General features: G+C 53.7%; 25 protein-coding genes. 4 read left to right on the top strand and 21 right to left on the bottom strand.

What is annotated here, in order from left to right; genetic code table 11:
• Positions 1-44 precede the first annotated feature (44 nt).
• Genes ACRQ84_RS04920 through ACRQ84_RS04905 form a run of 4 tightly spaced genes read right to left on the bottom strand, consistent with a single transcriptional unit; the run spans position 45 to position 3,545 of the window.
• Entirely contained in the window at positions 45-887 is an 843-nt protein-coding gene (locus ACRQ84_RS04920) for a class II fructose-bisphosphate aldolase (protein ID WP_064741134.1), read from the bottom strand.
• On the bottom strand, positions 874-2,247 hold the full coding sequence (locus ACRQ84_RS04915) for a PTS sugar transporter subunit IIC (protein ID WP_008110085.1): 1,374 nt from the start codon (positions 2,245-2,247) through the stop codon (positions 874-876). The genes ACRQ84_RS04920 and ACRQ84_RS04915 overlap by 14 nt, the downstream gene beginning before the upstream one ends.
• Positions 2,240-2,554, bottom strand: a complete 315-nt coding sequence (locus ACRQ84_RS04910; RefSeq protein ID WP_008110086.1) for a PTS sugar transporter subunit IIB — start codon at positions 2,552-2,554, stop codon at positions 2,240-2,242. The genes ACRQ84_RS04915 and ACRQ84_RS04910 overlap by 8 nt, the downstream gene beginning before the upstream one ends.
• A gap of 10 nt (positions 2,555-2,564) precedes the next feature.
• Positions 2,565-3,545 carry a 6-phosphofructokinase gene (locus tag ACRQ84_RS04905; RefSeq protein ID WP_064741133.1) on the bottom strand — a complete coding sequence of 327 codons (981 nt, stop codon included), beginning with the start codon at positions 3,543-3,545 and terminating at the stop codon, positions 2,565-2,567.
• A gap of 435 nt (positions 3,546-3,980) precedes the next feature.
• On the opposite strand from ACRQ84_RS04905, the gene dld reads away from it, so the two are divergent.
• Positions 3,981-5,675: a D-lactate dehydrogenase gene (gene dld / locus ACRQ84_RS04900; RefSeq protein WP_483817321.1), complete on the top strand. Its 1,695-nt coding sequence runs from the start codon at positions 3,981-3,983 to the stop codon at positions 5,673-5,675.
• 109 nt (positions 5,676-5,784) lie between these two features.
• Here the strand turns inward: dld and ACRQ84_RS04895 are convergent, their stop codons facing one another.
• Genes ACRQ84_RS04895 through ulaA form a run of 6 tightly spaced genes read right to left on the bottom strand, consistent with a single transcriptional unit; the run spans position 5,785 to position 10,193 of the window.
• Positions 5,785-6,471, bottom strand: coding sequence for an L-ribulose-5-phosphate 4-epimerase (locus ACRQ84_RS04895; protein ID WP_483817320.1), 687 nt, complete (start codon positions 6,469-6,471; stop codon positions 5,785-5,787).
• Entirely contained in the window at positions 6,458-7,324 is an 867-nt protein-coding gene (locus ACRQ84_RS04890; protein WP_483817319.1) for an L-ribulose-5-phosphate 3-epimerase, read from the bottom strand. The genes ACRQ84_RS04895 and ACRQ84_RS04890 overlap by 14 nt, the downstream gene beginning before the upstream one ends.
• 9 nt (positions 7,325-7,333) lie before the next feature.
• Entirely contained in the window at positions 7,334-7,990 is a 657-nt protein-coding gene (locus ACRQ84_RS04885) for a 3-keto-L-gulonate-6-phosphate decarboxylase UlaD (protein WP_483817318.1), read from the bottom strand.
• Positions 7,991-8,009: 19 nt separating this feature from the next.
• Positions 8,010-8,468, bottom strand: a complete 459-nt coding sequence (gene ulaC / locus ACRQ84_RS04880; protein ID WP_483817317.1) for a PTS ascorbate transporter subunit IIA — start codon at positions 8,466-8,468, stop codon at positions 8,010-8,012.
• 9 nt (positions 8,469-8,477) lie between these two features.
• Complete coding sequence (gene ulaB, locus ACRQ84_RS04875; RefSeq protein ID WP_064741127.1) at positions 8,478-8,783, bottom strand: PTS ascorbate transporter subunit IIB; 306 nt, start codon at positions 8,781-8,783, stop codon at positions 8,478-8,480.
• A 12-nt stretch (positions 8,784-8,795) separates the two neighbouring features.
• A complete protein-coding gene (gene ulaA, locus ACRQ84_RS04870; protein ID WP_483817316.1) occupies positions 8,796-10,193 on the bottom strand; it encodes a PTS ascorbate transporter subunit IIC in 1,398 nt (465 codons plus the stop codon).
• Positions 10,194-10,563: 370 nt separating this feature from the next.
• On the opposite strand from ulaA, the gene ulaG reads away from it, so the two are divergent.
• Entirely contained in the window at positions 10,564-11,628 is a 1,065-nt protein-coding gene (gene ulaG, locus ACRQ84_RS04865) for an L-ascorbate 6-phosphate lactonase (protein ID WP_483817315.1), read from the top strand.
• Positions 11,629-11,722: 94 nt separating this feature from the next.
• The gene (gene ulaR / locus ACRQ84_RS04860) at positions 11,723-12,478 is read left to right on the top strand and encodes an HTH-type transcriptional regulator UlaR (protein WP_483817314.1); all 756 of its coding nucleotides are present in this window, start codon (positions 11,723-11,725) and stop codon (positions 12,476-12,478) included.
• A gap of 55 nt (positions 12,479-12,533) precedes the next feature.
• On the opposite strand, the gene ACRQ84_RS04855 is transcribed toward ulaR, so the two are convergent.
• From ACRQ84_RS04855 to ACRQ84_RS04815, 9 genes are all read right to left on the bottom strand, one after another.
• Positions 12,534-13,118: a YceI family protein gene (locus tag ACRQ84_RS04855; protein WP_483817313.1), complete on the bottom strand. Its 585-nt coding sequence runs from the start codon at positions 13,116-13,118 to the stop codon at positions 12,534-12,536.
• Between the two features lie 135 nt (positions 13,119-13,253).
• Positions 13,254-15,578 carry a pyrroloquinoline quinone biosynthesis protein PqqF gene (gene pqqF / locus ACRQ84_RS04850; RefSeq protein ID WP_483817312.1) on the bottom strand — a complete coding sequence of 775 codons (2,325 nt, stop codon included), beginning with the start codon at positions 15,576-15,578 and terminating at the stop codon, positions 13,254-13,256.
• Positions 15,578-16,717 carry a pyrroloquinoline quinone biosynthesis protein PqqE gene (gene pqqE / locus ACRQ84_RS04845; protein WP_064741119.1) on the bottom strand — a complete coding sequence of 380 codons (1,140 nt, stop codon included), beginning with the start codon at positions 16,715-16,717 and terminating at the stop codon, positions 15,578-15,580. The genes pqqF and pqqE overlap by 1 nt, the downstream gene beginning before the upstream one ends.
• Positions 16,704-16,982, bottom strand: a complete 279-nt coding sequence (gene pqqD / locus ACRQ84_RS04840) for a pyrroloquinoline quinone biosynthesis peptide chaperone PqqD (RefSeq protein WP_064741118.1) — start codon at positions 16,980-16,982, stop codon at positions 16,704-16,706. Before pqqD ends, pqqE begins: the two co-directional genes overlap by 14 nt.
• 4 nt (positions 16,983-16,986) lie before the next feature.
• Positions 16,987-17,742, bottom strand: coding sequence for a pyrroloquinoline-quinone synthase PqqC (gene pqqC, locus ACRQ84_RS04835; RefSeq protein ID WP_064741117.1), 756 nt, complete (start codon positions 17,740-17,742; stop codon positions 16,987-16,989).
• On the bottom strand, positions 17,739-18,665 hold the full coding sequence (gene pqqB, locus ACRQ84_RS04830) for a pyrroloquinoline quinone biosynthesis protein PqqB (protein ID WP_483817311.1): 927 nt from the start codon (positions 18,663-18,665) through the stop codon (positions 17,739-17,741). The genes pqqC and pqqB overlap by 4 nt, the downstream gene beginning before the upstream one ends.
• 55 nt (positions 18,666-18,720) lie before the next feature.
• Positions 18,721-18,792 carry a pyrroloquinoline quinone precursor peptide PqqA gene (gene pqqA, locus ACRQ84_RS04825; protein WP_002905689.1) on the bottom strand — a complete coding sequence of 24 codons (72 nt, stop codon included), beginning with the start codon at positions 18,790-18,792 and terminating at the stop codon, positions 18,721-18,723.
• Positions 18,793-18,940: 148 nt separating this feature from the next.
• Complete coding sequence (locus ACRQ84_RS04820; RefSeq protein ID WP_483817310.1) at positions 18,941-19,966, bottom strand: dipeptidase; 1,026 nt, start codon at positions 19,964-19,966, stop codon at positions 18,941-18,943.
• Between the two features lie 78 nt (positions 19,967-20,044).
• Complete coding sequence (locus ACRQ84_RS04815) at positions 20,045-20,977, bottom strand: ABC transporter substrate-binding protein (RefSeq protein WP_483817309.1); 933 nt, start codon at positions 20,975-20,977, stop codon at positions 20,045-20,047.
• Positions 20,978-21,258: 281 nt separating this feature from the next.
• Here ACRQ84_RS04815 and leuA point away from each other — a divergent pair, with 281 nt between their 5' ends.
• A complete protein-coding gene (gene leuA / locus ACRQ84_RS04810) occupies positions 21,259-22,944 on the top strand; it encodes a 2-isopropylmalate synthase (RefSeq protein WP_483817308.1) in 1,686 nt (561 codons plus the stop codon).
• On the opposite strand, the gene ACRQ84_RS04805 is transcribed toward leuA, so the two are convergent.
• On the bottom strand, positions 22,895-23,677 hold the full coding sequence (locus ACRQ84_RS04805) for an AraC family transcriptional regulator (protein ID WP_483817307.1): 783 nt from the start codon (positions 23,675-23,677) through the stop codon (positions 22,895-22,897). The two genes, leuA and ACRQ84_RS04805, sit on opposite strands and share 50 nt — an antisense overlap.
• 1 nt (position 23,678) lies before the next feature.
• Positions 23,679-24,542, bottom strand: a complete 864-nt coding sequence (locus tag ACRQ84_RS04800) for an NAD(P)-dependent oxidoreductase (protein WP_483817306.1) — start codon at positions 24,540-24,542, stop codon at positions 23,679-23,681.
• Positions 24,543-24,625 lie beyond the last annotated feature (83 nt).

Here is a 24,625-nt window from a genome sequence, read left to right as displayed (position 1 = left end):
TGGCGCCGGGCACCTCAGGTTATTACATCATGGGTGAATCGAAATTAGCGGAACAGCTGAATCTTTTCGACCAGAACATTGGTCACGGCATCGTTGGCCGGTACAAGGAAATTACGCACGCTGTCGTTGACCTTGCCCTTCTCAAACGTCTGCTTGCAGTTGGCTACCCACTGCACATTCATCTCCGTACCGACATTCACTTTCTCAATGCCGCTGCGTACCGCGAGGCGCATATCTTCATCGCTGACGCCGGTACCGCCGTGCAGCACCAGTGGGGTTGCGGTGGCGTCTGTGATATCCGCCAAACGCTGATGCTGAATATGCGCTTTACCCGTGTACAAGCCGTGGACAGTACCAATTGAGATAGCCAGCATATCGACACCGGTTTCCTCAACGAAGCGTTTAGCATCATCCACGGTAGTGAACGCCGTTTCGCTCATCGCCACCACTTTGCCATCTTCTGAACCGCCAATTGCTCCCAGTTCCGCTTCAACAGAAACATGCAGCGGGCGTGCCATATCAATAACACGGCGTGTATTGGCGATGTTCTCTTCAATCGGCAAATGTGAGCCGTCATACATAATTGAACTGAAGCCCGCATCCAATGCGGTCTGAATGGCGTTTAAATCAGAACAGTGATCAAGGTGCAAACAGGTCGGTACATTACGACTTTCCGATAATGAACGAATCGCATCGACTAATAATTTATGTCCGAGATATTTCGCTGTACCGGTTGAGATCTGAATCATTAATGGACTATTGGTTTTCTCTGCCGCGGTAAAAAAGGCGGGCAGCATTTCCAGACAGTGTAAATTAAAGGAACCCAGCGCTTTAAAATCACGTTCTTTAGCCACCTGTAACAGATCGGTAAAGTTATAAAGTTTCATGGAGCTTTTCCTCATGGGATTTAGATTTCGTGGATTTTCCGTTAACAAACCAGGCGATAAGGGTAATAAAGGCAATAAACAGCGCGACGAACAGCCAGTTATTTTGGAATGCGTGGCCGAGCACCAGGCCGGTACTGATCACATCGGAATCACTGAAGGTGACGCCGGTAAAACCGTAGCTTTCCAGCATCGGCACCAGAATCGCCGGCAGGAAGGTGATGAACAGACCGTGAACGAAACCGCCGATCATCGCACCGCGACGACCACCGAGCGCATTACCAAACACCCCTGCGGTACCACCAGCAAAGAAGTTAGTTAGCAGCCCTGGCAGAATCATCGCCAGACCAAACATCGGGAAAACCAGCATGCCAACAACCGAACCCAGCGTGGTCGCGAGGAAGCCGACAATCACCGCGTTCGGGGCATACGGGAACATCACCGGGCAGTCGAGCGCTGGTTTAGCATCCGGCACCAGACGCATAGCAATACCGCGGAAGGCTGGCACCAGTTCATTGAGCAACAGACGTACGCCGCTATACAGTACGAACACGCCGCACACGAACTGAATTGACTGCATAAAGGCATACATCAGGTAATTCATGCCGTTGCTGTATTGGCCGATAAATTCCGGACCCGCGGCGACCGCAGGAATCAGGTACATCGGCACCATCACCACCGCCATCGACAGATAGGTGTCCTGCAGGAATTTAAAGTTGTCGGGCAGTTTGAGATCTTCAGTGGAGCGCGAACCTTTGCCCACCACTTTCGCCACCGCCGCCGTCAGCAGATAGCCGATGGTGCAGAAGTGGCCGAGCGCCACATCGTCGGAATCCGTAATGCGACGCACCACGGGTTGCGCCAGCGCCGGCATCACCACCGCCATAATGCCGCCAAAAATGCCGCCGGTAAGGATCAGAGGTAAACCTGTCAGCCCCGCTTTATAGCCAATCACCGCACCGATCGTCGCCATCCACAGCAGCGCCTGACCCGTCAGGAAGATGTATTTGAACGGTGTCAGACGCGCGATGATGATGTTGACGATAAAGATCACCAACAGCGTCAGCGCCACTTCTGAACCCAGCTCGCGGTTTGCTAACCCGGCAATGGCGGCAACGTCAGTGATATAACCCTGCATGCCAAAACCGTGGGTAAAAATGGTGTTCAGGAAGGTCAGCGTACCGACAATTATGTTGATACCGGCCATCATAATTAAGAAACCGAGCAGGGTTTTAAAAGTGCCTTCCACCACCTTACCCGCCGATTTTTTTTGCAGCAGCAGACCAATCAGGGCAATAAAGGCGATCAGTATTGATGCCTGCCCTAATAAGTCTTTTACCAGGAAGTCGATCACACTATTCATGGTTAGCAACCTTTAAATTACGTTCTTTCATAAACGCCACGATTTTCTCTTCAATTTCCGCTTTGTCTGTCAGCTTGTTGAGAATAATCACCCGCTTGATCTGCTCCGGGCTGGCATCGGCATTTAACACATCAGCAAATGCTTTCTGGGTTAAAATCATGTCGGATTTAAAGGCGTTGGCTTCAGAAATGGTGGTGTGATCGATATCCGCATCGATTTCGAGTTTCTTTAATACCGACTTGGCGCTCATCTCAATCGCAAAGCTTGAACCCAGACCACATCCACAGACACATAATATTTTCAGCATGGCTATTTCCTCACAGAATTTGCAGTTGTTTAGCGAGTTTATAATGATGCCCTTCAGTATCGACCAGGCGTTTTTTCATGCTTATTAAATCAATCGGAATCGGTCGATTACTACCATTAATAATGACCGCTTTATTGCGCATTCCCGACTGAATACAACGCGCGACTTCACTGGCCATAATGGTGCCCTGATATATCTCTTCACAGGTGGGATCGCCATTACGCAGGCCATAACCGATGATTGTTTTACGAATACGTACACCAATTAACGGTTCAATTTGTTTAATTAAGGTATCGATGGCGCCCTGAAAGCCCGGCGAATATTCGCGGGTATAGCCTTCTGAGCACAAAATAATCACGCTGTTCTGTGCCGCCAGCCGCTGCGTGATGCGCGTGGCCAGTTCTTGTGGCGCAATCTGGCATTCGGGAATCAGCGCAAAATCCGCATTAGATTTAATCGCCGACTGCAAGGTTAATTCACCGCAATATCCCCCAAGCAGTTCCACCATAAATACGCGGCCGGTTAACGCACGGCCGGTATTGCGTAATTTTGCCACCTCTTTTAATACCTGCTCACAGGCAGTGGAAAAACCGATGCTGTAATCACTGCCAAAGACGTCGTTATCAATGGTCATGCCGACGCCAAAACAGTTGACGCCAAATTCACTCAGCGTGTGCAGAAATTGTAATGACCCATCACCGCCGGCCATAATTAATACATCGATGCGCAACGACTTAAGATGTTTAGCGATCATTTCATATTCAGGGCGAATTAATTTCCTGCTGGTTCGTCCTGACTGCATAACCGGAATAGAAGCGATAGCGTAATCCACTAAATCACGTTGAGATATTTCCTGGTGATTGTTTTCCAATAAGCCTGGAATGCCGCCATTGAATAACACCATTTCGGCCTGGGTTAGGCGTGATATCTGATACACAAAGTTATTAATCCCGGTTACATCACCACCGCTGATCACCATGCCAATTCTCATTGTCATCATCCTTTATGCTGTGCGTCTGGAATTCATTCTTCCGTTTAACCGAGTTGTTATTTGCAACAGACATCACACTTTTGCCATGTATTTACCAGTGATGATCATTGACAGCATCTTAATTAGGTTTAATTTTGTGACTTAAATCACATGGCACTTATACGCTCAAATTAAAAATAATGATAGAAATCATATGCTTATATTTATTTTACGCAGTAAAACCAATGGCGCTAATTAACGCCCTTCCCGCTCTTTTTCTTTCGATCTATTTTGTGATTTCCCGCGCACTTTTATCGGTTTCTGACGATTATTCCGCAAAAGTTAAAGGGATAATGATTACGTGCGTTATTTACGTGTCAGGTCCAGTGAGTGATTGACTCAATGCAGCTGCGCTTGTCCAATACCGTGGCTGATAAAGAATAAAGAAGAGAGAAGATGAGTATCCAGAATGACATGTTGCGTAAGTTGGCTGACGTGGTGAGCGGCAAACAGCTATTAACCCATGCGGATGATAAAGCCTGGTACTTAAAGGGATTCCGCATCGGGCGTGGCGAAGCGCTTGCAGTGGCGTTACCGCAAAGCCTGTTGCAGCTGTGGCAAACCCTGCAGGTGTGTGTGGCGCACGATGCGATCGTTCTGATGCAAGCATCAAATACCGGCGTCACCGGCGGTTCAACACCCGACGGCAATGATTACGACCGCGATATTGTGATCATCAGCACCCGCCAACTCAAAGGCGTGCAGGTGATCGATCAGTCGCGTCAGGTGATTGCCTTTCCCGGCACCACCTTGACCGAACTGGAGCACACCTTGCAACCGCTGGGCCGCGAGCCGCATTCGGTGATTGGTTCGTCCTGCATCGGTGCCTCGGTGGTTGGTGGCATTTGTAATAATTCTGGTGGTTCGCTGATTCGGCGCGGCCCCGCTTTTACCGAAAAATCACTGTTCGCCCGCATTCACGATGATGGTCGTTTAGAGCTGGTCAACCATCTCGGCATCGAGTTGGGCGAGACGCCGGAAGCGATGCTGGAAAACCTGACGCAGCAGCGCTATCAAACCGGCGATCAACCCGACTGGCAAGGGAAAATCTGGGCCGATGATTACGCCGACCGCCTGCGTGATGTGGCAGCCGACTCCCCAGCGCGTTTTAATGGCGATCTGCGTTACCTGCACGACAGCGCTGGCAGCGCCGGTAAAGTGGTGGTGTTCGCCGTGCGCTTACCCACTTTTGAAGCCAGCGCCGGCAGCGATACCTTTTACATCGGCACCCACGATGAAAGCGTGCTGGTGTCACTGCGGCGTTTCCTGTTAACCCGAATGAGCGACCTGCCGCTGCAGGCAGAATATATCCATCGCAACGCCTTCGATTTAACCGTGCGCTACGCCAAACATATGTATCTGGCGATCCGCAAACTCGGTCCGCAGGCGATCCCACAGATGATGGCGAATAAAGCCAAATGGGATGTGCGCGTCAGTCATCTGCCGTTCCTGCCGCGCAATTTTGTTGATCGGGTGCTGCAATGCTTTAACCAACTGACACCGAGCTTTATCGCGCCGCGCATCATGGATTATCGCAGCGAATATCAGCATCATCTGATGATCAAAGTAGAGTCGCCGCAAACCGCCGAGTTACAGGCATTGTTGCAGCAGTTCTTCGCTGACCAGCAAGGCGGTTTTTTCCATTGCGATGCCCGCGAAGCGGCAGATGCCTTTTTGGTGCGTTTCGGCGTGGGTGGCTGCACCATTTCCTACTGCGATGCGCTGGGATACAACCCCAACGAGCGGCTGGTGGCCTTTGACGTGGCGCTGCGCCGTAATGATGACGCGTGGCGCTTAACGCTGCCGGATCATCTGGCGGCGCAGGTGCAGGTTGATTCATGTTGCGGTCACTTTTTCTGTTTCGTAAATCACCAGGATTACGTGCTAAAACCGGGCTACGACGCCAAAGTGTTTAAAGAGGAGGTGAAGCGGTATCTGGCGCAGCGCGGCGCGAAATATCCGGCTGAACATAATGTCGGGCATCTTTATCAGGCTTCATGCGAGCACGTTGAGCACTGGAAACAGCTTGATCCCACTAACAGTTGTAATCCAGGGATTGGCAAAACCAGTAAGAAGAAGTTTTGGTTGTAGATTTGCACGAACTGTAGCGGCGCGATTTATCGCGCAATGCCTTGCGCCGCTACAATGTGTGCGTAGGGTAATGGGGATTTTCATCTCTCAAGGGGCTGGCATTCTGACATTATCCCTGCCCGTAATAAGCATTAACGCCATGTTTACGTTCGAAATGCCGATTCATTAAGTCCTGATTCATTGGCCGCAGCCGGGGATTAATAGCGCGCGCGATCCATGCCATTTTTGCCACTTCCTCCATGACCACCGCATTGTGCACAGCCTCCTCAACGTTAGCTCCCCACGCAAAGGGGCCGTGTTGATACACCACGACGCCTGGAGTATGCAAAGGCGGGTTATTCCCCATTGTTTCGATAATAACGTTACCTGTATTCAGCTCATACTCGCCCTGCACTTCATCAGTGCTTAGCGGACGTGAGCAGGGAATATCACCCAAAAAATAGTCTGCATGGGTAGTGCCAAGCGCAGGAATACTCAATCCGGCCTGCGCCCACGCGGTGGCGTGAGTGGAATGTGTATGAACCACCCCACCGATTTCGGGAAAGCGCTGATAGAGTGCCAAATGGGTTGCGGTGTCTGATGATGGACGATACTTACCTTCAATCACTTTGCCACTCATGTCGACGACCACGATATCGTCAACCGACATGTTTTCGTATGCCACACCGCTCGGCTTAATCGCCATACATTGCCGATGGCGATCAATGCCACTGACGTTCCCCCAGGTAAAGGTAACCAGCCCATGACGCGGCAGCGCCATATTGGCTTCAAGCACCCTTTGTTTAAGCTGCTGCATGGTTCTCCTCCCATAATCCAGCATTGACCATCCGGGTGATTACCCAGTCACGCGCGGCGATCACTTCAGCGGTTGGGTCGGCTGAGTTTTCGCTCCACATTTCGATGAGATAGGGTCCGCAATAGCCACCGCGTTTCAGGGTGCTGAAGCAGCATTCGAAATCTACGATGCCGTTACCAAAAGGGACATTTTTGAACTTACCTGGCAGCGTGTCTTTAACGTGCACCGCGACAATATGTCCACTTCCCGACGCTAACTCCATGGGTACATCGTTATCCCAGGCGGATAGATTTCCGATGTCCGGATAGAGTTGAAACCAGGGATTATTCAGATAATGCGCATATCCCATGGCTTTGCTGATGGAGTTCATCAACGGATAATCCATGATTTCCATCGCTAACGTTACCTGCGCACGACTGGCCATTTCGACGGCAAGCCTCAGTCCTTCCCGAAAGCGTCGACGGGTTTCATCATTCGCCTGCTGGTAATAAACGTCGTAACCCGCCAGCTGGATGACGCGAATGCCAACATCCTGTGCCAACGCAATCGCTTTACGCATAATCATCAAACCTTGCTGACGCAAAGTGTCATCTTCACTTCCGAGCGGAAAACGACGATGCGCGCTGAGACACATTGAAGGAACGCGTATTCCTGTTTGTGCCACCGCCTGAACCAACGCCAGCCGCTGCTGTGCGTTCCAGTCAAGTCGTGTCAGGCGAGCATCCGTTTCATCAATCGACATTTCGACAAAGTCAAAACCGAGACTTGCGACTAGCCGCAATCTTTCTAACCAGCACTCCCCCGCAGGGAGTGCTTTCTCATAGATGCCAAGAGGGACCTTTTTGTCTAACATCTCTCCTCCTCATCCCCACAGCTGGGCAATGGCATGTTTAAACTGGCGTGCCGCTGCCACCGGGGAATCCGCGTCTCGTATGCTGCGTCCGGCAATAAATACATGTATCGGAATACCTTTGAACAGGGGTAAATCCTCAATGGCTAAACCACCGGTTACCGTAACCTTGAATTGCATATCGGCAAGTCGATTGATGGCGCTGATATCCGCATCACTCCAGGCTACACCGGCCGCCTGCGCATCCCGACTACGGTGATACACAACCTGTTCAATGCCTGCCGCTCGCCATGCCTCAGCCTGTTCCCACGTCCAGAATCCGGTTAATTCAATCTGTACGTCACCACGGTATTCACGCGCTACCTCCAATGCGCCTGTAATGGTGTTGATATCCGCGCAGCAGATCACCGTGACCCAATCTGCGCTGGCCGCAAAGCACATACGTGAAAGAATTTTCCCGGCATCGGCAATTTTGGCGTCTGCTAATACAATTTTATGGGGATAGAGCGCCTTCAGATCGCGCACCGCTCGCACACCTTCTGCCACGCAAAGGATGGTACCGACCTCAATAATGTCGACCTCTTCAGCAATTAATCTTGTGGTGTTGTAGGCTTCTGCAAGGCTTTGATTATCCAGAGCAACTTGTAACATTGGTAATGAATGAGACATGCAATACTCCTTATGCGGCTTACGCCGTAGCGTGGTCTATCAGATCCAATACGTCCTGCTCGCAACGGCAGGCGCGTAAGCGGTTAAAATTGGCCTCATCCGCAAACAATTCGACGATTTGCATGATGCCCACTTCCTGGTGAGCATGGGCATCCACTGCGGCCATTGTGATCAAAATATCTACAGGATCATTCTCTTCATGGTTGAAAACCAGTGGCTTACTCAGCGTCACCAGCGCAAAGCCTGTCCGTTTTACGCCCTCTTCAGGCCTGCCATGCGGCATTGCCAGTCCCGGGGCGATGACAAAATACGGGCCGTGTTGCTGCACACCATTGAGAATCGCCTGGTAATAACGCGGCTCTACAACTTCTGCCTTTACCAGCAAATCAACGCCGATTCGTATCGCCTCTTGCCAGGTTTCTGCCGTTGCCTGAAGGCGTATGGCGTTGTTCTCTACCAGTGAATCACGTAATTTCATTGCCTCTCCTTACTGCATATCTTGAGGAAAATGCTCACGAATAACGGCGATGAGTTTGGGGCCAAAGTCCGCAGCGGATAACATATTGCGCACGCCAACGACATGCTTGTTCCCCGTTACCGTGATTTCACCGGCAACATGTGTTGAAGCAATAATAATGTCGGCACCGCTCAGTTCGCTCTTGTACTCACCCACCGCGCAACTGTTGACGCTATGGTTAATGCCTTCCTGTGTGAGAAACTGATCGACCTTCATTTTCATGATCATCGAACTGCCTTGCCCACAGCCGCAAACGGCCAGAATGCGTACGGTCATAATCTCAACTCCTTAATTAGTAGAGGCTTGTGTGAGGGATTTCTCCGCATCTTCTTCCTGGCGTAACGTGCGGCCAGCAAACGCCATGTACAGCAAGGCAATCACAATGATGACGCCCATAAACCACAGTCCCAGCGTTAAACCCTGCATGACCGGCGGCGCCAAAATCGACCAATCTGCCATGCCCATCCAGGCACTTAATCCGGTGATTTTTACCGCCCAGACGCAGCCAAAGATTTCAAGCATCCCCATCACCAGACAAATTTTTAGCGCCGCTCGCCAGCCGCCGAAATGGTTAGCAAACACACCGATGGTGGCGTTAGAGAAAAACATTGGAATAAATCCGGGGATGATGAGCAGCGATGAGCCGCAGGCAATAAGGATGCCAACGGCAATCAACTGACCGAGAGTTCCCCAGATAAAGCCCCATACCACCGCATTCGGGGCGAAGCTATAAATGGCGGCACAGTCAATGGCGAGCACAGCACCGGGAATTAAGCGTTGGGATATGCCGTTAAAGGCTTCGGAGAGTTCTGTCACAAACATGCGTACGCCCTGCACGATGACGAAAATCGCCACCGCAAACTGAAAGCCAGTTTGCAGAATGTAGACTGTCCAATGGGTCTTACCTGCCATGCTCTGCATGACATCAATGCCGAAGGAGCCAAGGATGATGCCGAAAAACAGCGTCATAACAATGGCCGTTGAAACAATGTTGTCATGGAATATATTGAGCCAGCCAGGCAATTTGAGCGCCTCAACGCTTTGCTCTTTTTTACCTAACCACGGGGCGATTTTGCAGGCAATCCAGGAGGCAAGCTGCTGCTGATGACCGATGGAGAAGCCACTGTTTTCGGTGACGGCTTGCGTCGGTTTGAACATCATATTGGAGGTTATCCCCCAATAAAGTGAGACCAGTACGGCCGTGCAGATAATGGTTGTCCACATCGAATAGCCATAAATAAAGAAGAACACCGCTATCAACCCGGCCTGCTGGAACATAATGTGTCCCGTCAGCATAATGGTGCGAATGCCCGTTACACGACGCAGCAACACATAGCCAATATTGAGTGCCAGTGCTAACAACACGGCATAACCAACCCAACTGTAGGCTCCATCCATTCTTTCAATGGTTGCCATCATTGAGGCGTAGGTATCTGAGATGGCGCCCTCAATGCCATAAACCTGCGACATTTTTGCTACCACGGGTTTGAAGGTACTGATCAGAATCCCTGACCCAACTTGAAGCAGCATAAAACCGATAATAGTTTTAATCGTGCCTTTGATAACGATGCTGGCACTTTTGCGAAGTAACACGTATCCAAGACACGTCACCAGCCCCAGTAATAAGGGGGCATTTGTCATCACCTGGTTAAAAAAGATGGTAAAGGCGTTGTAGAGGATCTCCATACAGCTCTCCCTTAAATAGTCGCTTCCTGTTTGAATGAAAACAGGCCGAAATACTGCTCCCCATCACTCTACCCATCACAAAAAATCATAAAAAGATCACAAATGATTATTTGTGATATATCGCGCAAAATCTTTTTCATTCCAAAAACCAAGTTTATTCGACTACAAGACATGTCTCTATTTCACTACCAATCATATTGATAGGCTTATTTTTGTGAAAAAGCTGGCAGGTTTAAGCATTTACTGGAAACAGGAGAAGATAAAGAAATAAAAAAACCGCTTTTAAAAAGCAATTTTTGCTGACAATATAAATCATATAAAATCAAATTATGATTAAATATGATTTATATTGATAGTGAGGAGCCAACTGATGAGTAAGATAGCAACAATTACCCGCGAATCATGGATACTGAACACCTTTCCTGAATGGGGAAGCTGGTTAAACGAGGAAATTGAGCAGGAGGTTGTGGAGCAAGGCACGTTTGCCATGTGGTGGCTGGGCTGTACCGGTATTTGGTTGAAGTCACAAGGTGAAGCGAATATCTGTATCGATTTCTGGTGCGGCACCGGCAAACAAAGCCATGGCAACGGGTTAATGAAGCAGGGACATCAGATGCAACGGATGGCGGGAGCCAGAAGCTTACAGCCCAACCTGCGCACGACACCATTTGTACTCGATCCATTCGCTATTCGCCGTATCGATGCCGTGCTCGCAACACACGATCATAACGACCATATTGACGTTAACGTTGCCGCCGCGGTAATGCAAAACTGCCCGGATGATGTGCCGTTCATCGGCCCACAGAGCTGCGTTGATTTGTGGATTGGCTGGGGAGTGCCTGCCGAGCGATGCGTCGTGGTGGTTCCGGGTGATATTGTGAAAATTAAAGATGTTGAGATCCATGCGCTTGACGCATTTGATCGTACCGCGCTTATTACCTTACCCGCAGGCGAGAAAGCGCAGGGAAAACTCCCCGATGGCATGGATCAACGCGCCGTCAACTATTTGTTCAAAACGCCTGGCGGAACGCTCTATCACAGTGGCGACTCGCACTATTCCAATTACTACGCGAAACACGGCAATGAGTACCAGATTGATGTGGCGCTCGGTTCCTACGGTGAAAACCCCCGCGGTATCACGGACAAGATGACCAGCGCCGATATTTTACGCATGGCCGAAGCGTTAAATACTCAAGTGGTGATCCCTTTTCACCATGATATCTGGTCAAATTTTCAGGCAGACCCGCAAGAGATTCGCATGCTGTGGAACATGAAAAAAAATCGACTCAACTACGGTTTTAAACCTTATATCTGGCAAGTGGGTGGCAAATTTACCTGGCCGCTGGATAAAGATCAGTTCGAATATCACTACCCGCGCGGCTTTGATGATTGCTTTAGCCTCGAACCGGATCTGCCCTTTAAATCATTCCTGTAATGCTACATAGCCGGGTACGCCCGGCTTTTTCCTTTAGACGATTCACGCTTTATCAAATATCATCTTTAAAAATCATCTCTTATCGGAACTCCGCATGACTGAAGCACAGCGTCATCAAATTTTGCTCGAACTACTACAGCAAACAGGATTTATTACTGTTGAACAGGCTATGGAAAGTCTGGCTATTTCACCGGCTACTGCGCGGCGTGATATCAATAAACTGGATGAAAGCGGCAAGCTAAAAAAAGTGCGTAACGGTGCGGAAGCGATTAGTCAGCAACGCCCTCGTTGGACGCCCATGAATATTCATCTGGCACAAAATCATGATGAAAAGAGTCGTATTGCACACGCTGCGATGTCGTTAGTGGCGCCGGGAGAAAGTGTGGTAATTAACTGCGGTTCGACTGCCTTTCTACTCGGTCAGCAGATGTGTAGTAAACCGGTACAAATCATTACTAACTACCTGCCGCTCGCCAATTATCTTATCGATCATGACCACGAAAGCGTGGTGATCATGGGCGGCCAGTACAATAAAAGCCACTCCATCACGTTGGGGCCTCAGGAGAGCGAAACCTCGCTGTATGCCGGGCATTGGATGTTTACCAGTGGCAAAGGGTTAACTGCAGAAGGTCTGTACAAAACGGATATGCTGACCGCGCTAGCCGAGCAAAAGATGCTGAACGTGGTGAGTAAACTGGCGGTACTGGTGGATAGCTCAAAAATAGGCCAGCGCGCTGGCATGCTTTTCAGTCGGGTTGAACAGATTGACCTGGTTATTACGGGTAAGCAGGCCAATTTGGAGGTAGTAAAGAAACTGGAGGAGCACGGTGTGAAAGTCATTCTGGTTTAAATGCTGATGCCAACGTCCCCGGTCAGAGAACCGCATAACCGGGGACGTTAGGTCATTATTTCGCGTACGCTTCAGTGGAAATCGTCAAGGTCACATCATCGCTCACGGCGGGCACATATTTATCCAGTTTGAAGTCTGAACGCTTAATCACGCCGCTGGCATCAAAACCAATCGCCTCTTTCTTCACCATTGGATGCATACCTTGCTGATTCAGCGTGGCATGTAACGTCACCGGCTTGGTGATGCCTTTCAACGTCAGGTTACCTTCCACGTCGAACTTGTTATCGCCCTTCGCCACCACTTTGGTGCTGTGGAATACCGCTGAAGGATATTTCGCGGTGTCGAAATACTCCGCGCCCAGGAACTCTTTGGTCAGCGCCGGTACATGGGTATCAATTTGCGTAATCGGCAGCGTGACATCAACGCGCGACTGCTGTGGCTGATCCTTATCAAACACGATGGCGCCTTTGCTGTTAGGGATGTCGGCGGTGGGATGTGAGAAGCCAAAGTGCGTCCAGGTAACGATGACCGAGGTGTGCGCCGGGTCGAGATCATAATGCATTGCCGCAGCCTGTGACAAAGGGGCGTATAGCGTAGCCGCCGCCAACAGTGGCAGCGCAAGGCGAGTAACGTTTTTCACTAGCTGTTCCTTTTAGATCGGGATAATCCAATGAGTTTCGCCTGTTAACCGGCAACTAACCAGTGAAGAGATTTGCTGGTGACTGTCAAATATATTCAAAAATATCAGTAGGAAACTGTTCAGGTGCGATACAGTTTATCCTGTCTCTTTTTTCACCAGAATCAACCAGCGATGCCGTTCTCGCAGCAGGAGATAATGAAGTTTCGCCAGTTGCGATAGCGTCAGCGCCTGAATCGCCGCGTGATTGAGCGTTGCTAAGCCTTGCTGCTTGCGCAGCGTTTCAATCGCCTGTTCGCCATTGTCTTTGCCTGCGCATTGCGCCAGTAGGCTGGTCTGCCGGGTCTTCAGCATCTCTGGCGTTAGCGCGGCGATCTCCGCCATACTTGCACGCATAAATTGCTTGCAGTGGCTAAGCAGTGCGCGCCACGCAAGGTCCGGCGATTGCAGCGCCAGCACTAATCCATCGACATCCGCCACCCGTTGATAGCGCGCGGAAACCACGTATCCAATCTGTTGATCCACCCGCAGCCGCTGGAAAAAACGCGTTTCCAGCATCATCGCCAGCACCCGTAACGTTGCCAGGCTGGCATCGTCAGCGTGCGGCAACGGCATAAACAGCAGCAGCGCGTGATCGTGCCCGTCGCAGTTGATGGGCACAATGCCGCGCTGTAGGCGCGCGGGTTTTGCATAGCGCGCCAGTTCGGGCGTGAAGTCACTCAGCAAATGCGCCACGCGCTGGCGTAATGCGCTATCTACGCCACACCACGCCGCCAGCCATTGCGGCTGTTCCCTCGGCCGCAGCAAGCGGGTCGGCAATGCCGCCAGCAACTGACGAATCACGATGGAAGGATTTGATGCGGCGGGTTGCTGCAGCACGGGTGCATCTAACGCCAGCAAGGCCTGATGCACGCTCAGCAAAGCGCGATCGGCGGCTGCAGGCAAATTGAGTACTAACTGCCAGCTGCCCTGTTTTTGCTGCCAGCTCCCGCTGCCACCTGCATGGCGTAACTCCGCCAGCACCGGGCGCAACAGGCGCTGGCGAGACTGCGCTTCTTCTTCGCTCAATGTCTGATAAAACGCCGGACGCAGCAGCAGCGTCTCAACCTGACTTATCGGCGCGATTAACGGCAGCGGCTGCGCCACAGGCGGCAGTCGGGGTAAAGTCATCGTTGTTGAGCTGGGGAAGAAACCAAAGGTTGCGGGCCTGGTGACGGCAAGGGGCTGTGGCAGCCAATCGGCTAGCTGTAGCGTGAATCCTTGCGTCTGATAAGGCTCGCCGCTGTGCTGCTGCTGAGTAAGCAATCGCGTGCGCGGTTGGTCCTGCAACGCGGCGACAAAATGGCTGAAGTTATCAGGCAGTGCACATCCAGGTGCGAAGCCAAGCGCCTGCCCACGCAGCTGTTCCAGCGGCGACAAGGCGGCAAAATCTTGCTGCACCAGCTGCGCGTAATGCTGCAACTGCGATGCCTGGCACTGCGTCACCGCTGCCAGATGCTGCCAAAAGTGATATTCAATGCGTTGCGCCGCTGTCGATGAAAGCTGCTGAGCGCTGAAACGCAGCGTCAGCAAAGCGCGTTGACCCTCTCGCCACAGCCATTGCACCTCAAGCGCATCGCAAAGTTTTTCATTCCGCAGCTGCGCCATTAAGCTGCCCGGTGCTTCATCCTGCCAGAAAGCACGGATTAGGGTGACGTTGTCACGCAACGCCCGTTCATCACCCTGCAAAAGCAGCGTGATCGAAAAGTTTTCGTCGCCCGGCAGAGATAGAATTTGGTCGCCTGGCAATAGCCTCGGTTCAAGCACCTCGGACGTTTCGCCGCCTGCTAAAATCCTGCCGCCCACTCTCTGTGCGAGCTGGGTCAGTTCATCCAACGTTTGCGGGCCTTGAAGCCAAAGCTCAGTGTTATTAGCGCGATAGAAACGATAATGGAATTCACGTAAAGCAGATTGCAGTTCCGTGACATTGTCACCAAAAGCAGCGCGATTGCCGACGCGGAAACGTTTGAAACGCCCTTGCAGCTTATCGAGTACGGCTGCTTCGCTCAGCGTTTCGCCATGGCGTTGTAGCAGCTGAAATTCGGCATCAATCACCGCTATTTCCTGCTGGATGGTAGGCAACGTTAATAACGGTGCCGCCAGCATATCGCACAGTCGCTGAGCGCCAGCCGATAGCGCCGCTGCCGGCAGCTGGCAGAAATAGGCGCTGCGGCTTAATTGCGTGGTGGCATTCACCTGGCCGCCCTGCTGCTGCACCCATGGCATCAGGCGATCATCGCCGCTGAAATTTTCACTGCCGCAAAACAGCAGATGCTCCAGCAGATGCGCTAAACCCGGCCAGCGATCCGGCTCATCCAGGCTGCCCGCACGCACGCGCGCCAGCACCGCCGCCTCACGCGCGCCCGGGTGATGATGCAAATGACAGCGCAAGCCGTTGGCGAGCGTAATCTGGCGCGCGTTCATCAGGTGACGCGTTGCTTAAAGATCAGTTCGGAGTTGCTGCGATTGCGGAACTGCAGCTGCTGAATTTTGATGTCACTGCAGTTGGCTTGACGCCGTGCTTCGAGGATCTTGCCGTGATGCGGCGATTTGCTGCAGACCGGATCGGTATTGTCTGCATCGCCCGTTAGCATAAAGGCCTGGCAGCGACAGCCACCAAAGTCTTTTTCTTTCTCATCACAGGAGCGACAGGGTTCCGGCATCCAGTCAAAACCGCGATATCGGTTGAAACCAAACGAGTTATACCAGATGTCGTCGAGGCTGCGTTCCAGCACCGACGGGAACTCGACCGGCAGTTGACGCGCGCTGTGGCACGGCAATGCGGTGCCGTCCGGCGTGACGCTGAGGAAGATCGATCCCCAACCGCCCATACAGGGTTTTGGACGCTCTTCGTAGTAATCCGGCGTGACAAACAACAGATTGGTGAGGTTGCCAGTGGCGTTCATGCGTTGACGATAATCCGCCACCACCGCTTCGGCATTGGCGATCTGTTCGCGCGTCGGCAGCAATCCTTCACGATTAAGCTGCGCCCAGCCGTAGAACTGGCAGGTGGCCAGCTCGACATCGTCGGCTTCCAGTTCGATACAGAGATCGATGATTTTGTCGATCTGATCGATGTTGTGGCGATGCAGCACAAAGTTCAGCACCATCGGATAGCCGTGCGCTTTCACCGCTTTTGCCATCTCCAGCTTCTGCTGGAAGGCCTTCTTCGATCCGGCCAGCGCGGCGTTCAGCGTTTCATCACTGGCCTGGAAACTGATCTGGATATGATCGAGCCCGGCGTCAGCAAAGGCGTCGAGTTTTTTCGCCGTCAGGCCAATACCGGAGGTGATCAGATTGGTGTAGAAACCGAGATCGCGCGCGGCGCGGATCAGCTCCGGCAAGTCTTTGCGCGTTAGCGGTTCGCCGCCGGAAAAACCGAGCTGCACGCTGCCCATGGCGCGCGCCTGGCGAAACACCTCAATCCACTGTTCGGTGGTTAGCTCTTTCTCCTGCTGGGAAAAATCCAGCGGATTGGAGCAATACGGACACTGCAGCGGGCAGCGATAGGTCAGTTCTGCCAGCAGCCACAGCGGCGGCGTTACGCTTTTACTCGGGTTCACGACACTGTATCCATTTTTGTTCGATGGCAGATTGCAGGAACTCTTTAACGTCATCACCGACGCCGCCCGCTTCCGGGAAACGCGCATCCAGCGTGGCAACAATCGCCGCCACATCCTGTTTGCCATCCACCAGTTCAAGAATCGCCGTGGCGGTTTCGTTCAGCTTGGCCATGCCTTCAGGATAGAGCACGACATGGCTCTCTTGCGCCGCTTCCCACTGCATGCGGTAACCGCGACGGAAAGCAGGAATCACATTATCTTTCATAGTGTTATACCAATCTTGTGCTGTGCCAGGACACCTGATCGGTGACCGTATGATAAGGCGGACGTTGCAGCGCATATGCCATGGTCATGGCATCCAGCATGGTCCAGAGAATATCGAGCTTAAACTGCAGGATCTCCAGCATGCGGTTCTGCTGCTCGGCGGTGGTGAACACCTCAAGCGCCAGCGCCAGTCCATGTTCGACATCGCGGTTCGCCTGGCTCAGGCGGCTGCGGAAGTAGAAATAGCCTTCCTCTTTGATCCACGGATAGTGCTGCGGCCAGCTGTCGAGACGTGACTGATGAATCTGCGGCGCGAACAGTTCAGTCAGCGAACTGCACGCGGCTTCCTGCCAATTGGCACGACGCGCAAAGTTCACGTAAGCATCCACTGCAAAGCGCACGCCCGGCAGCACCAGCTTTTCGGACAGCAACACTTCGCGATCCAAACCCACTGCTTCACCCAACTGCAGCCAGGCTTCAATGCCGCCTTCGTTGCCGTTGCTGCCGTCGTGATCGAGGATACGCTGCACCCATTTTCGGCGCGTCGCCGCATCCGGGCAGTTAGCCATGATCGCCGCGTCTTTCAGCGGGATATTGGTTTGATAATAGAAGCGGTTCGCCACCCAGCCCTGAATCTGCTCACGCGTCGCGTTGCCGTTGTGCATGGCAATGTGGTACGGATGGTGAATGTGGTAGAACGCGCCTTTGTCGCGCAGCGCCTGCTCAAACGCGGCGGGCGATAACGCTTCAGTAATGATCACGATGCAATCTCCTGCAGATGAATCGCCATACCATCCCAACTCACTTCAATGCCCTGCTGCGTCAAATAGTCGCGCTGCGATGATTGCTCATTAAGGATCGGATTGGTGTTGTTAATGTGAATCAAAATCTTGCGCCTGGCCGGTAGCGAAGCCAGCAACGCCATTAAGCCTTGTTCTTCGGCCAGCGCCAGATGCCCCATCGCTTTGCCGGTATTTTTACCCACGCCGGTGGCGAGTAATTCGTCGTCCTGCCATACCGTGCCGTCAATCAACAGGCAATCAGCCTTTTGCAGCCACGGCATAATCACCGCATCGGGCTCGCCGAGTCCCGGCGCGTACAGCAGCGTTTGGCCGTTCGCGGTGTTTTCAATAAACAGCGCCACGTTGTGGCCCGGCAGCGGCCGATCGCGATAGGGCGAATACGGCGGCGCGTTACTGAGAATCGGAATCGCGGTGAACTGCAGGCTGTGGCACACGTCGACGCGGAACGGTTCCAGCGGGGTTAACGCATGATGCTGCAAGCCACCGTTCCAATGCTGCAGCATGGTGAAAATCGGGAAACCACTGGTGAGATCGCCATGCACTTCCTGCGTACACCACACCTGATGCGGGCAGCCTTCGCGCAGGCTCAGCAAGCCGGTGGTGTGATCGATTTGGCTGTCAGTCAGAATGATGCTGCCAATCGCCGTGCCGCGCAGTACACCCTGTTTAATTAATTCTGGCGTGTGGGCAATTTGCTGGCTGATGTCCGGCGAGGCGTTACACAGCACCCAATCTTCACCGTTATCACTGACGATGATCGAAGATTGCGTGCGCGCCTGCGCCTGAAGAGTGCCATTACGCAGGCCGCTGCAATTGGCGCAGTTACAGTTCCACTGCGGGAAGCCGCCGCCAGCCGCTGAACCGAGGACTTTAATAAACATGAACGTTGACCAGAGAGAGAGAACAAAATGCCCGCACGAACGGCGGGCAGAAGTCTTAGCGGTTGGAGATGTACAGAGTCACTTCCAGGCCCAGACGCAGGTCAATAAACGCAGGTTTTTTCCACATAATATTCTTCCTCATAAAGTGAAAACGCAGAGAAATCTCTGCTGGAGAGGATTGCTGCTGTGACGTAGATCACATTGCAATCCGTACGCGCGCAGATGTTGCGCTAATGTAGCGAGCAGATCAACCCTGATTCGGTAAGGGAATGGTGCTAATCCTGCCAAATGTGTTGCAACACGCGCTGCCAGTTGCCCCATGCGAGCTGCTCAAGTGCTGTTTGATCGTAGTCGAACGAACGCAACAACGCATAAAGATGCGGTAATCCGGTCACATCTTTCAGCGCCTCAGGCACGCTAATGCCATCAAAATCGGAGCCCAGCGCCACATGATCGCGGCCCATTATCGCGATCAGGTGTTCAACATGTTTAACAATTTCGATCAACGGCGTGTCGCTGTCGCGTTTTCCGTCGCTGCGCAGAAAAGCGTTACCAAAATTCACGCCCACCACGCCGCCGCTGTCGCGAATGGCGCGCAACTGATCATCGGTGAGATTGCGCGGCTGTGGACAGAGCGCGTGCGCATTGGAGTGCGTCGCTACCAGCGGCGCGGTCGACAGCCGTGCGGTGTCCCAGAAGGCTTTCTCGTTCATATGCGACATGTCGATCAACATACGATGGCGATTGGCTGCCGCGATCAGTTGCTCGCCTTCTGCGCTCAAGCCCGGACCGCTGTCCGGTGAGTTGGGGAATGATCCGTTCACGCCTTCACCAAAGCGATTGGGCAGATTCCAGAACGGCCCGATGCTGCGCACGCCCGCTTGATAAAAGGCCTCAAGCGCTGCGCCATCGCCATCAAAGCCGTCCGCGCCTTCGATATGCGCCACCAGCGCCAGCACGCCATCTGTGCGACAGGCCGCGATGTCCGCGGCGCTAAGGCAGAAACGCGCCCGCCCGGCGGATTGCGCCGCCAGCGTTTTCAGGATGTCGAGCTGCTGCCAGAGAATCGTTAGCGGGTCGAGGTTTTCTTCCGCTCGCTGCGGCGCGACCTCTTTCACATATCGCAGTGGCGGCACAAACATCGCGAACAGACCACCGGCAAAACCGCCCTGCTGCATGCGCGGAAAATCGAGGTGGCCCTTTTCGATGCCGTGAAAAAATGCCTGCGCCGGATCATCGCGATGATGCAGCCATAGATTGAGAAGCAGGTCGTTATGACCGTCGAAGGTTTTTAGCAACATGAGGCGATCTTTGACGAAACAACATGCCGCTATGCTACGCGCGCGCTGCTGTTTCGCCAAATGCGGGCGCACAAAGGGTTAGTTCTGCGCAACCTTTAAGCCGTGATAAAAGGTGGGTTTCACATCAAGCGGCTTCTGGATTAAACCGTATTTCTGATAGAAATCGGCGGTCTCTTGCTGCTGGCTGATGGTGGCCTCGTCAATGCTCTGCCAGTGCGATTTGCGGCGTGAGAAGGATTTCGCTGCCGCTTCTTTTGGGAAGCCGATGATTTTTGCCAGCGTGCTGGAATACTCATCAACATGGCTGTTGGCCCAGCGATCGGCGGCGGCTAACCGGTTGACGTAATCCTGCAGCGCCACGCGTTTGGCCTCATCTTTCAGCGCTGCATCGGTGGCGGCGAGGAAGCTATTGCCGCTGGAAAGCCCGACGCCGTTAACCAGCACGCGGCCGGTATGGGTGACTTCCGCCAGCGCGGTGTAAGGATCCCACGTTGACCACGCATCCACCGATCCGTTTGCCAGCGCGATGCGCGCATCCGCCGGGGTTAAGAAGCGCCACTTAACCGCTTTATCGCTGACGCCCGCCTGCTCCAACGCCTTAAGCGCTTCAAAGTGGCCAATCGATCCGCGTCCGGTGGCGATATTTTTTCCCTTCAGCTCGGCAACGGTTTTGATGGGCGAATCGAGGCTCACCAGCACCGCCAATCCTTCGGGCACCGACTTACTCACCGCCACCGCTTTCACCTGCGAACCGGCCGCCAACGAGAACAGCAGTGGCGCATCGCCGATAATACCGGCATCTACCGCGCCGGCATTCAGCGCTTCCGCCAGCGGCGCCGCCGCCGGGAACTCAGCCCATTCGATTTTATAATTGAGGTTGTTTAACTGCTGCGCCGCGGCCATTTCGGCGTGCATATTCCCTTTCTGATCGGCAATGCGCAGCGTCACGGTTTCTGCTGCCGCCGCGCCGCTGGTGGCCAAAATCATTAGTGCCAAAGCTGCTCTTTGCATTGTGTTTTATCTCATGGTGCAAAACCCCAGCCTAACCCGCGCACGCCAAATGACCGATGCCGATTTCGCATGAGAATTGCCGCCTGGCGCATATGGACGTTAGAGCAAATAACCGCACATTTTGTAGCGGCGCAATTTATTGCGCGATAAATCGCGCCGCTACAGATTGAGCGCGCGGAATGAACGGCATTCTGTCAGTTATGCGCTAAGGATTGTCAGCAATCGGCGAGCCTATGGCGGCGTGGTAGGTAACACTGAAACCACACCACAAGGAGATCGTTATGCTTACGCAACCCGCTGCAAAATACCGTCCATTTCCGGTCATCGATTTACCCGATCGTCAGTGGCCATCGCGCCAGCTGACGCAGGCACCCCGCTGGCTCTCTACCGATCTGCGCGACGGCAACCAGGCGCTGGCGACGCCAATGGACAGCGCACGCAAACTGGAGTTCTGGCAACTGCTGCTGCGCTGCGGCTTTAAGGAGATTGAGGTGGCGTTTCCAGCAGCATCGCAGACAGATTATGATTTTGTGCGCTTGCTGATTGAGCAGAACCACATTCCAGACGATGTGGCGATTCAGGTGCTGACCCAGGCACGTAGCGATCTGATCGATCGCACCTTTGACGCGCTGCGTGGCGCGCCCAACGCCATTATTCATCTGTACAACGCCACCGCGCCGCTGTTCCGTGAACGGGTGTTCCGTCAGAGCAAAGCCGAGATTATTGAACTGGCCTGCGCCGGTGCGCGACAGATCCGTGCCCGCTGCGCAGCACAAACGGCGACTGCGTGGACCTTCGAGTATTCACCAGAAACCTTCTGCTTTACCGAACCCGACTTTGCGCTGGAAATTTGCGAAGCGGTAGCGGTGATTTGGCAACCGGGGCCTACACGTCCAATGATCATCAACCTGCCCGCCACCGTTGAAGTGAATACGCCGAACGTCTATGCCGATCAGATTGAGTATTTCTGTCGCCACTTCAGCCAGCGATCGCAGGTGTCGATTAGTGTGCATCCGCATAACGATCGCGGTACCGGCATCGCCTGTGCGGAGTTGGCGATGCTGGCAGGCGCCGATCGCGTAGAAGGCTGCTTGTTTGGTAATGGCGAACGCACCGGCAACGTGGATATCGTCACGCTGGCGCTCAACCTTTACACCCAGGGCGTGGCGCCGCAACTCGATTTCAGTGATATCCAGCAGGTGCTGGAAGTGGTAACACGCTGCAATCAGTTACCGGTTCATCCACGCCATCCTTATGCCGGTGAACTGGTGTTTACCGCCTTCTCTGGTTCGCATCAGGATGCGATCCGTAAAGGCTTTGCCGAACGCGCACAACGCGAAGAAACGATCTGGCAGATGCCGTATCTGCTGCTCGATCCGCTGGATATCGGCTGCAGTTACGAAGCGGTGATCCGGGTGAACAGCCAATCCGGCAAAGGCGGCGCAGCATGGCTGCTGGAACAGAATCATGGATTGCAGCTGCCGCGCGGATTGCAACAGGATTTCAGCCGCCTGGTGCAGCAGCAAACCGATCGACACGGTCAGGAGATGACACACCATGCGTTATGGCAGCTGTTTTGTCAGCATTACGGTTTAACCCAGCCAGTGCGACGTTTGCTGGAAGCGGAAAGCCACAGCGATGATAAAGGCGAAACGCGTTTCAAAGCGCGGCTGCAACAAGGTACGCAGCAGGTAACGCTGGAGGGCAAAGGCAATGGCTTGCTCTCTGCCGCCGTCGCCGCATTGCGCCAGCGCTATGATGTGGCCGTCACCATTGAGGATTATCACGAACACACGCTAGGCAAACGCAGCGATAGTCGTTCGGTGACTTATATCAGCTGTATTAATGCACGCGGAGAACGCGCGTGGGGTGTGGGCATTGATAACGATGTGGCGCGCGCCTCATTGCAAGCGCTGCTCAACGCAGCGCACGCTTCTCTGCCACAGGAAAATAGTTCACTGGCGTAACGCCGAGCACGCGGCGAAACATCGCGCTGAAAGCGCTCGGGCTGTCATAGCCGAGATCGAGCGCCACCGTCAGCACGCTTTCACCTTGGGCTAAGCGGGTTAACGCCACGCTTAGCCGCGCGCGGCGCACCCAGTCGCTGAACTGCAAACCGGTTTCGCGACTGAAATGGCGCGCCAGCGTGCGTTCCGCCACGCAAAGTAGAGCCGCGGCGCGGGCCAGCGTCCAGTTTTCGCCGGGTGCTTCCTGGATCTGCTGGCACAAACTCAGCAAACGATCGCTTTCCGGCAGCGGCAAGCCAAAGGGCAGCACATCCATCACGCGGATCTCATCGAGAATCAGCTCGTAAATGCGCTCTGCGCGGCTGCCGGGAACGTACTGCTCCGGCAGCGTCAGCGCGCTCACGATCAACTCGCGCAGCAGGGGCGAAATCTGCACCACCTGACAACTGGCGGGCAGATCGGCGCGCGCGAGCGGATCGACAAACAGCGTGCGCGCGGCCACTGCACCAACGATATGCAGCGCGTGGCGTGTTCCCGCCGGCAGCCAGACGCCGCGACTCGGCGGCACAATCCAACTGCCGTGCTGCGTTTCAACCTTCACCACGCCGCTTAGCGTATGGATCAACTGTGCGCAGTGGTGGAAATGCCACGGCTCCGCGTCGCCATGCGCATAATCGTGCGCAAAGGGCACCAGCGGACGGTAGGTGAAGTCGAAATTGAGTCGCGCACTCATGTTAGCGCTTCAGGTATTGATACACCGCCGCCAGATCCTGCTCGCCGTAGCCAGCATCCACCGCCTGCTGCCAGACATCCACGATATTTTCCAGCGCCGGCAGTTTGCTATCACCCGCCGCGTCCAGCGCCAGTTTGGCGTCTTTCAGCGCCCAGACCAGATGCATTTGCGGGGTAAAATCACCACTGGCGATCATGCCGAGTTTCATTTTGGCGTACGGTGTAGCCAGCGGGCCGCCATCCAGCACTTTCCACAGATCGTCGGTGCTGAAACCAAACTCTTCCGCCAGGCGTGTGCTTTCCGCCAGGCTCTGCATCAGACCAATCAGCCAGCTATTCACCACCAGCTTCATGCGCGAACTGGCACCTGCTGCGCCCAGCCACTGTGTGCCTTTACCGATCGCGGCAAAGACCTGCTCAGCAGCCTGCGCCTTGCTCTGATCGCCACTCGCCATCACCAGAATTTGTGCATTTTCTGCGGGGGCTTTAGTGCCGGAAACCGGTGCATCGATAAACACCACGTCCGGACGTGTGCGGTTAATTTCCGCGATCAGTTGATCGGTGGCGTCCACGCCGATGGTGCCCATCTGGCACACTGTCGCGCCCTGCTTGAGCGCGCTGCTGGCCGCGTTCAGCGCCTCGCGCGTGGTATCGCCGTCGGCGAGCATGGCGATCACCACATCCGCACCCTCAACCGCTTGCGCTGCGCTGTCAGCCAGCGTGATACCTGCGTCCAGCAGGTCTTCGCCTTTGGCACGCGTGCGATTCCAGCCGCGCACCGTGAAGCCTTTTTTCAACAGGTTGGCGGCAAACGCATGGCCCATTGCGCCCAATCCCAGTACCGCTACCACAGGTTGTTGACTCATATTCCCTCTCTTTTATGCCTTCAGACAAAACCGCCAGACTGACAGAATTTCCCTGAGGCAGCCAGGCCAGAGATGCGATGAGA

It is taken from the genome of Pantoea sp. E2023-21 (assembly GCF_051302795.1).
GTDB classification, from domain to species: domain Bacteria; phylum Pseudomonadota; class Gammaproteobacteria; order Enterobacterales; family Enterobacteriaceae; genus Pantoea; species Pantoea ludwigii_A.
Note: the sequence above shows the minus strand (reverse complement) of the source record. Positions and strands in the feature narration are given on the sequence as shown.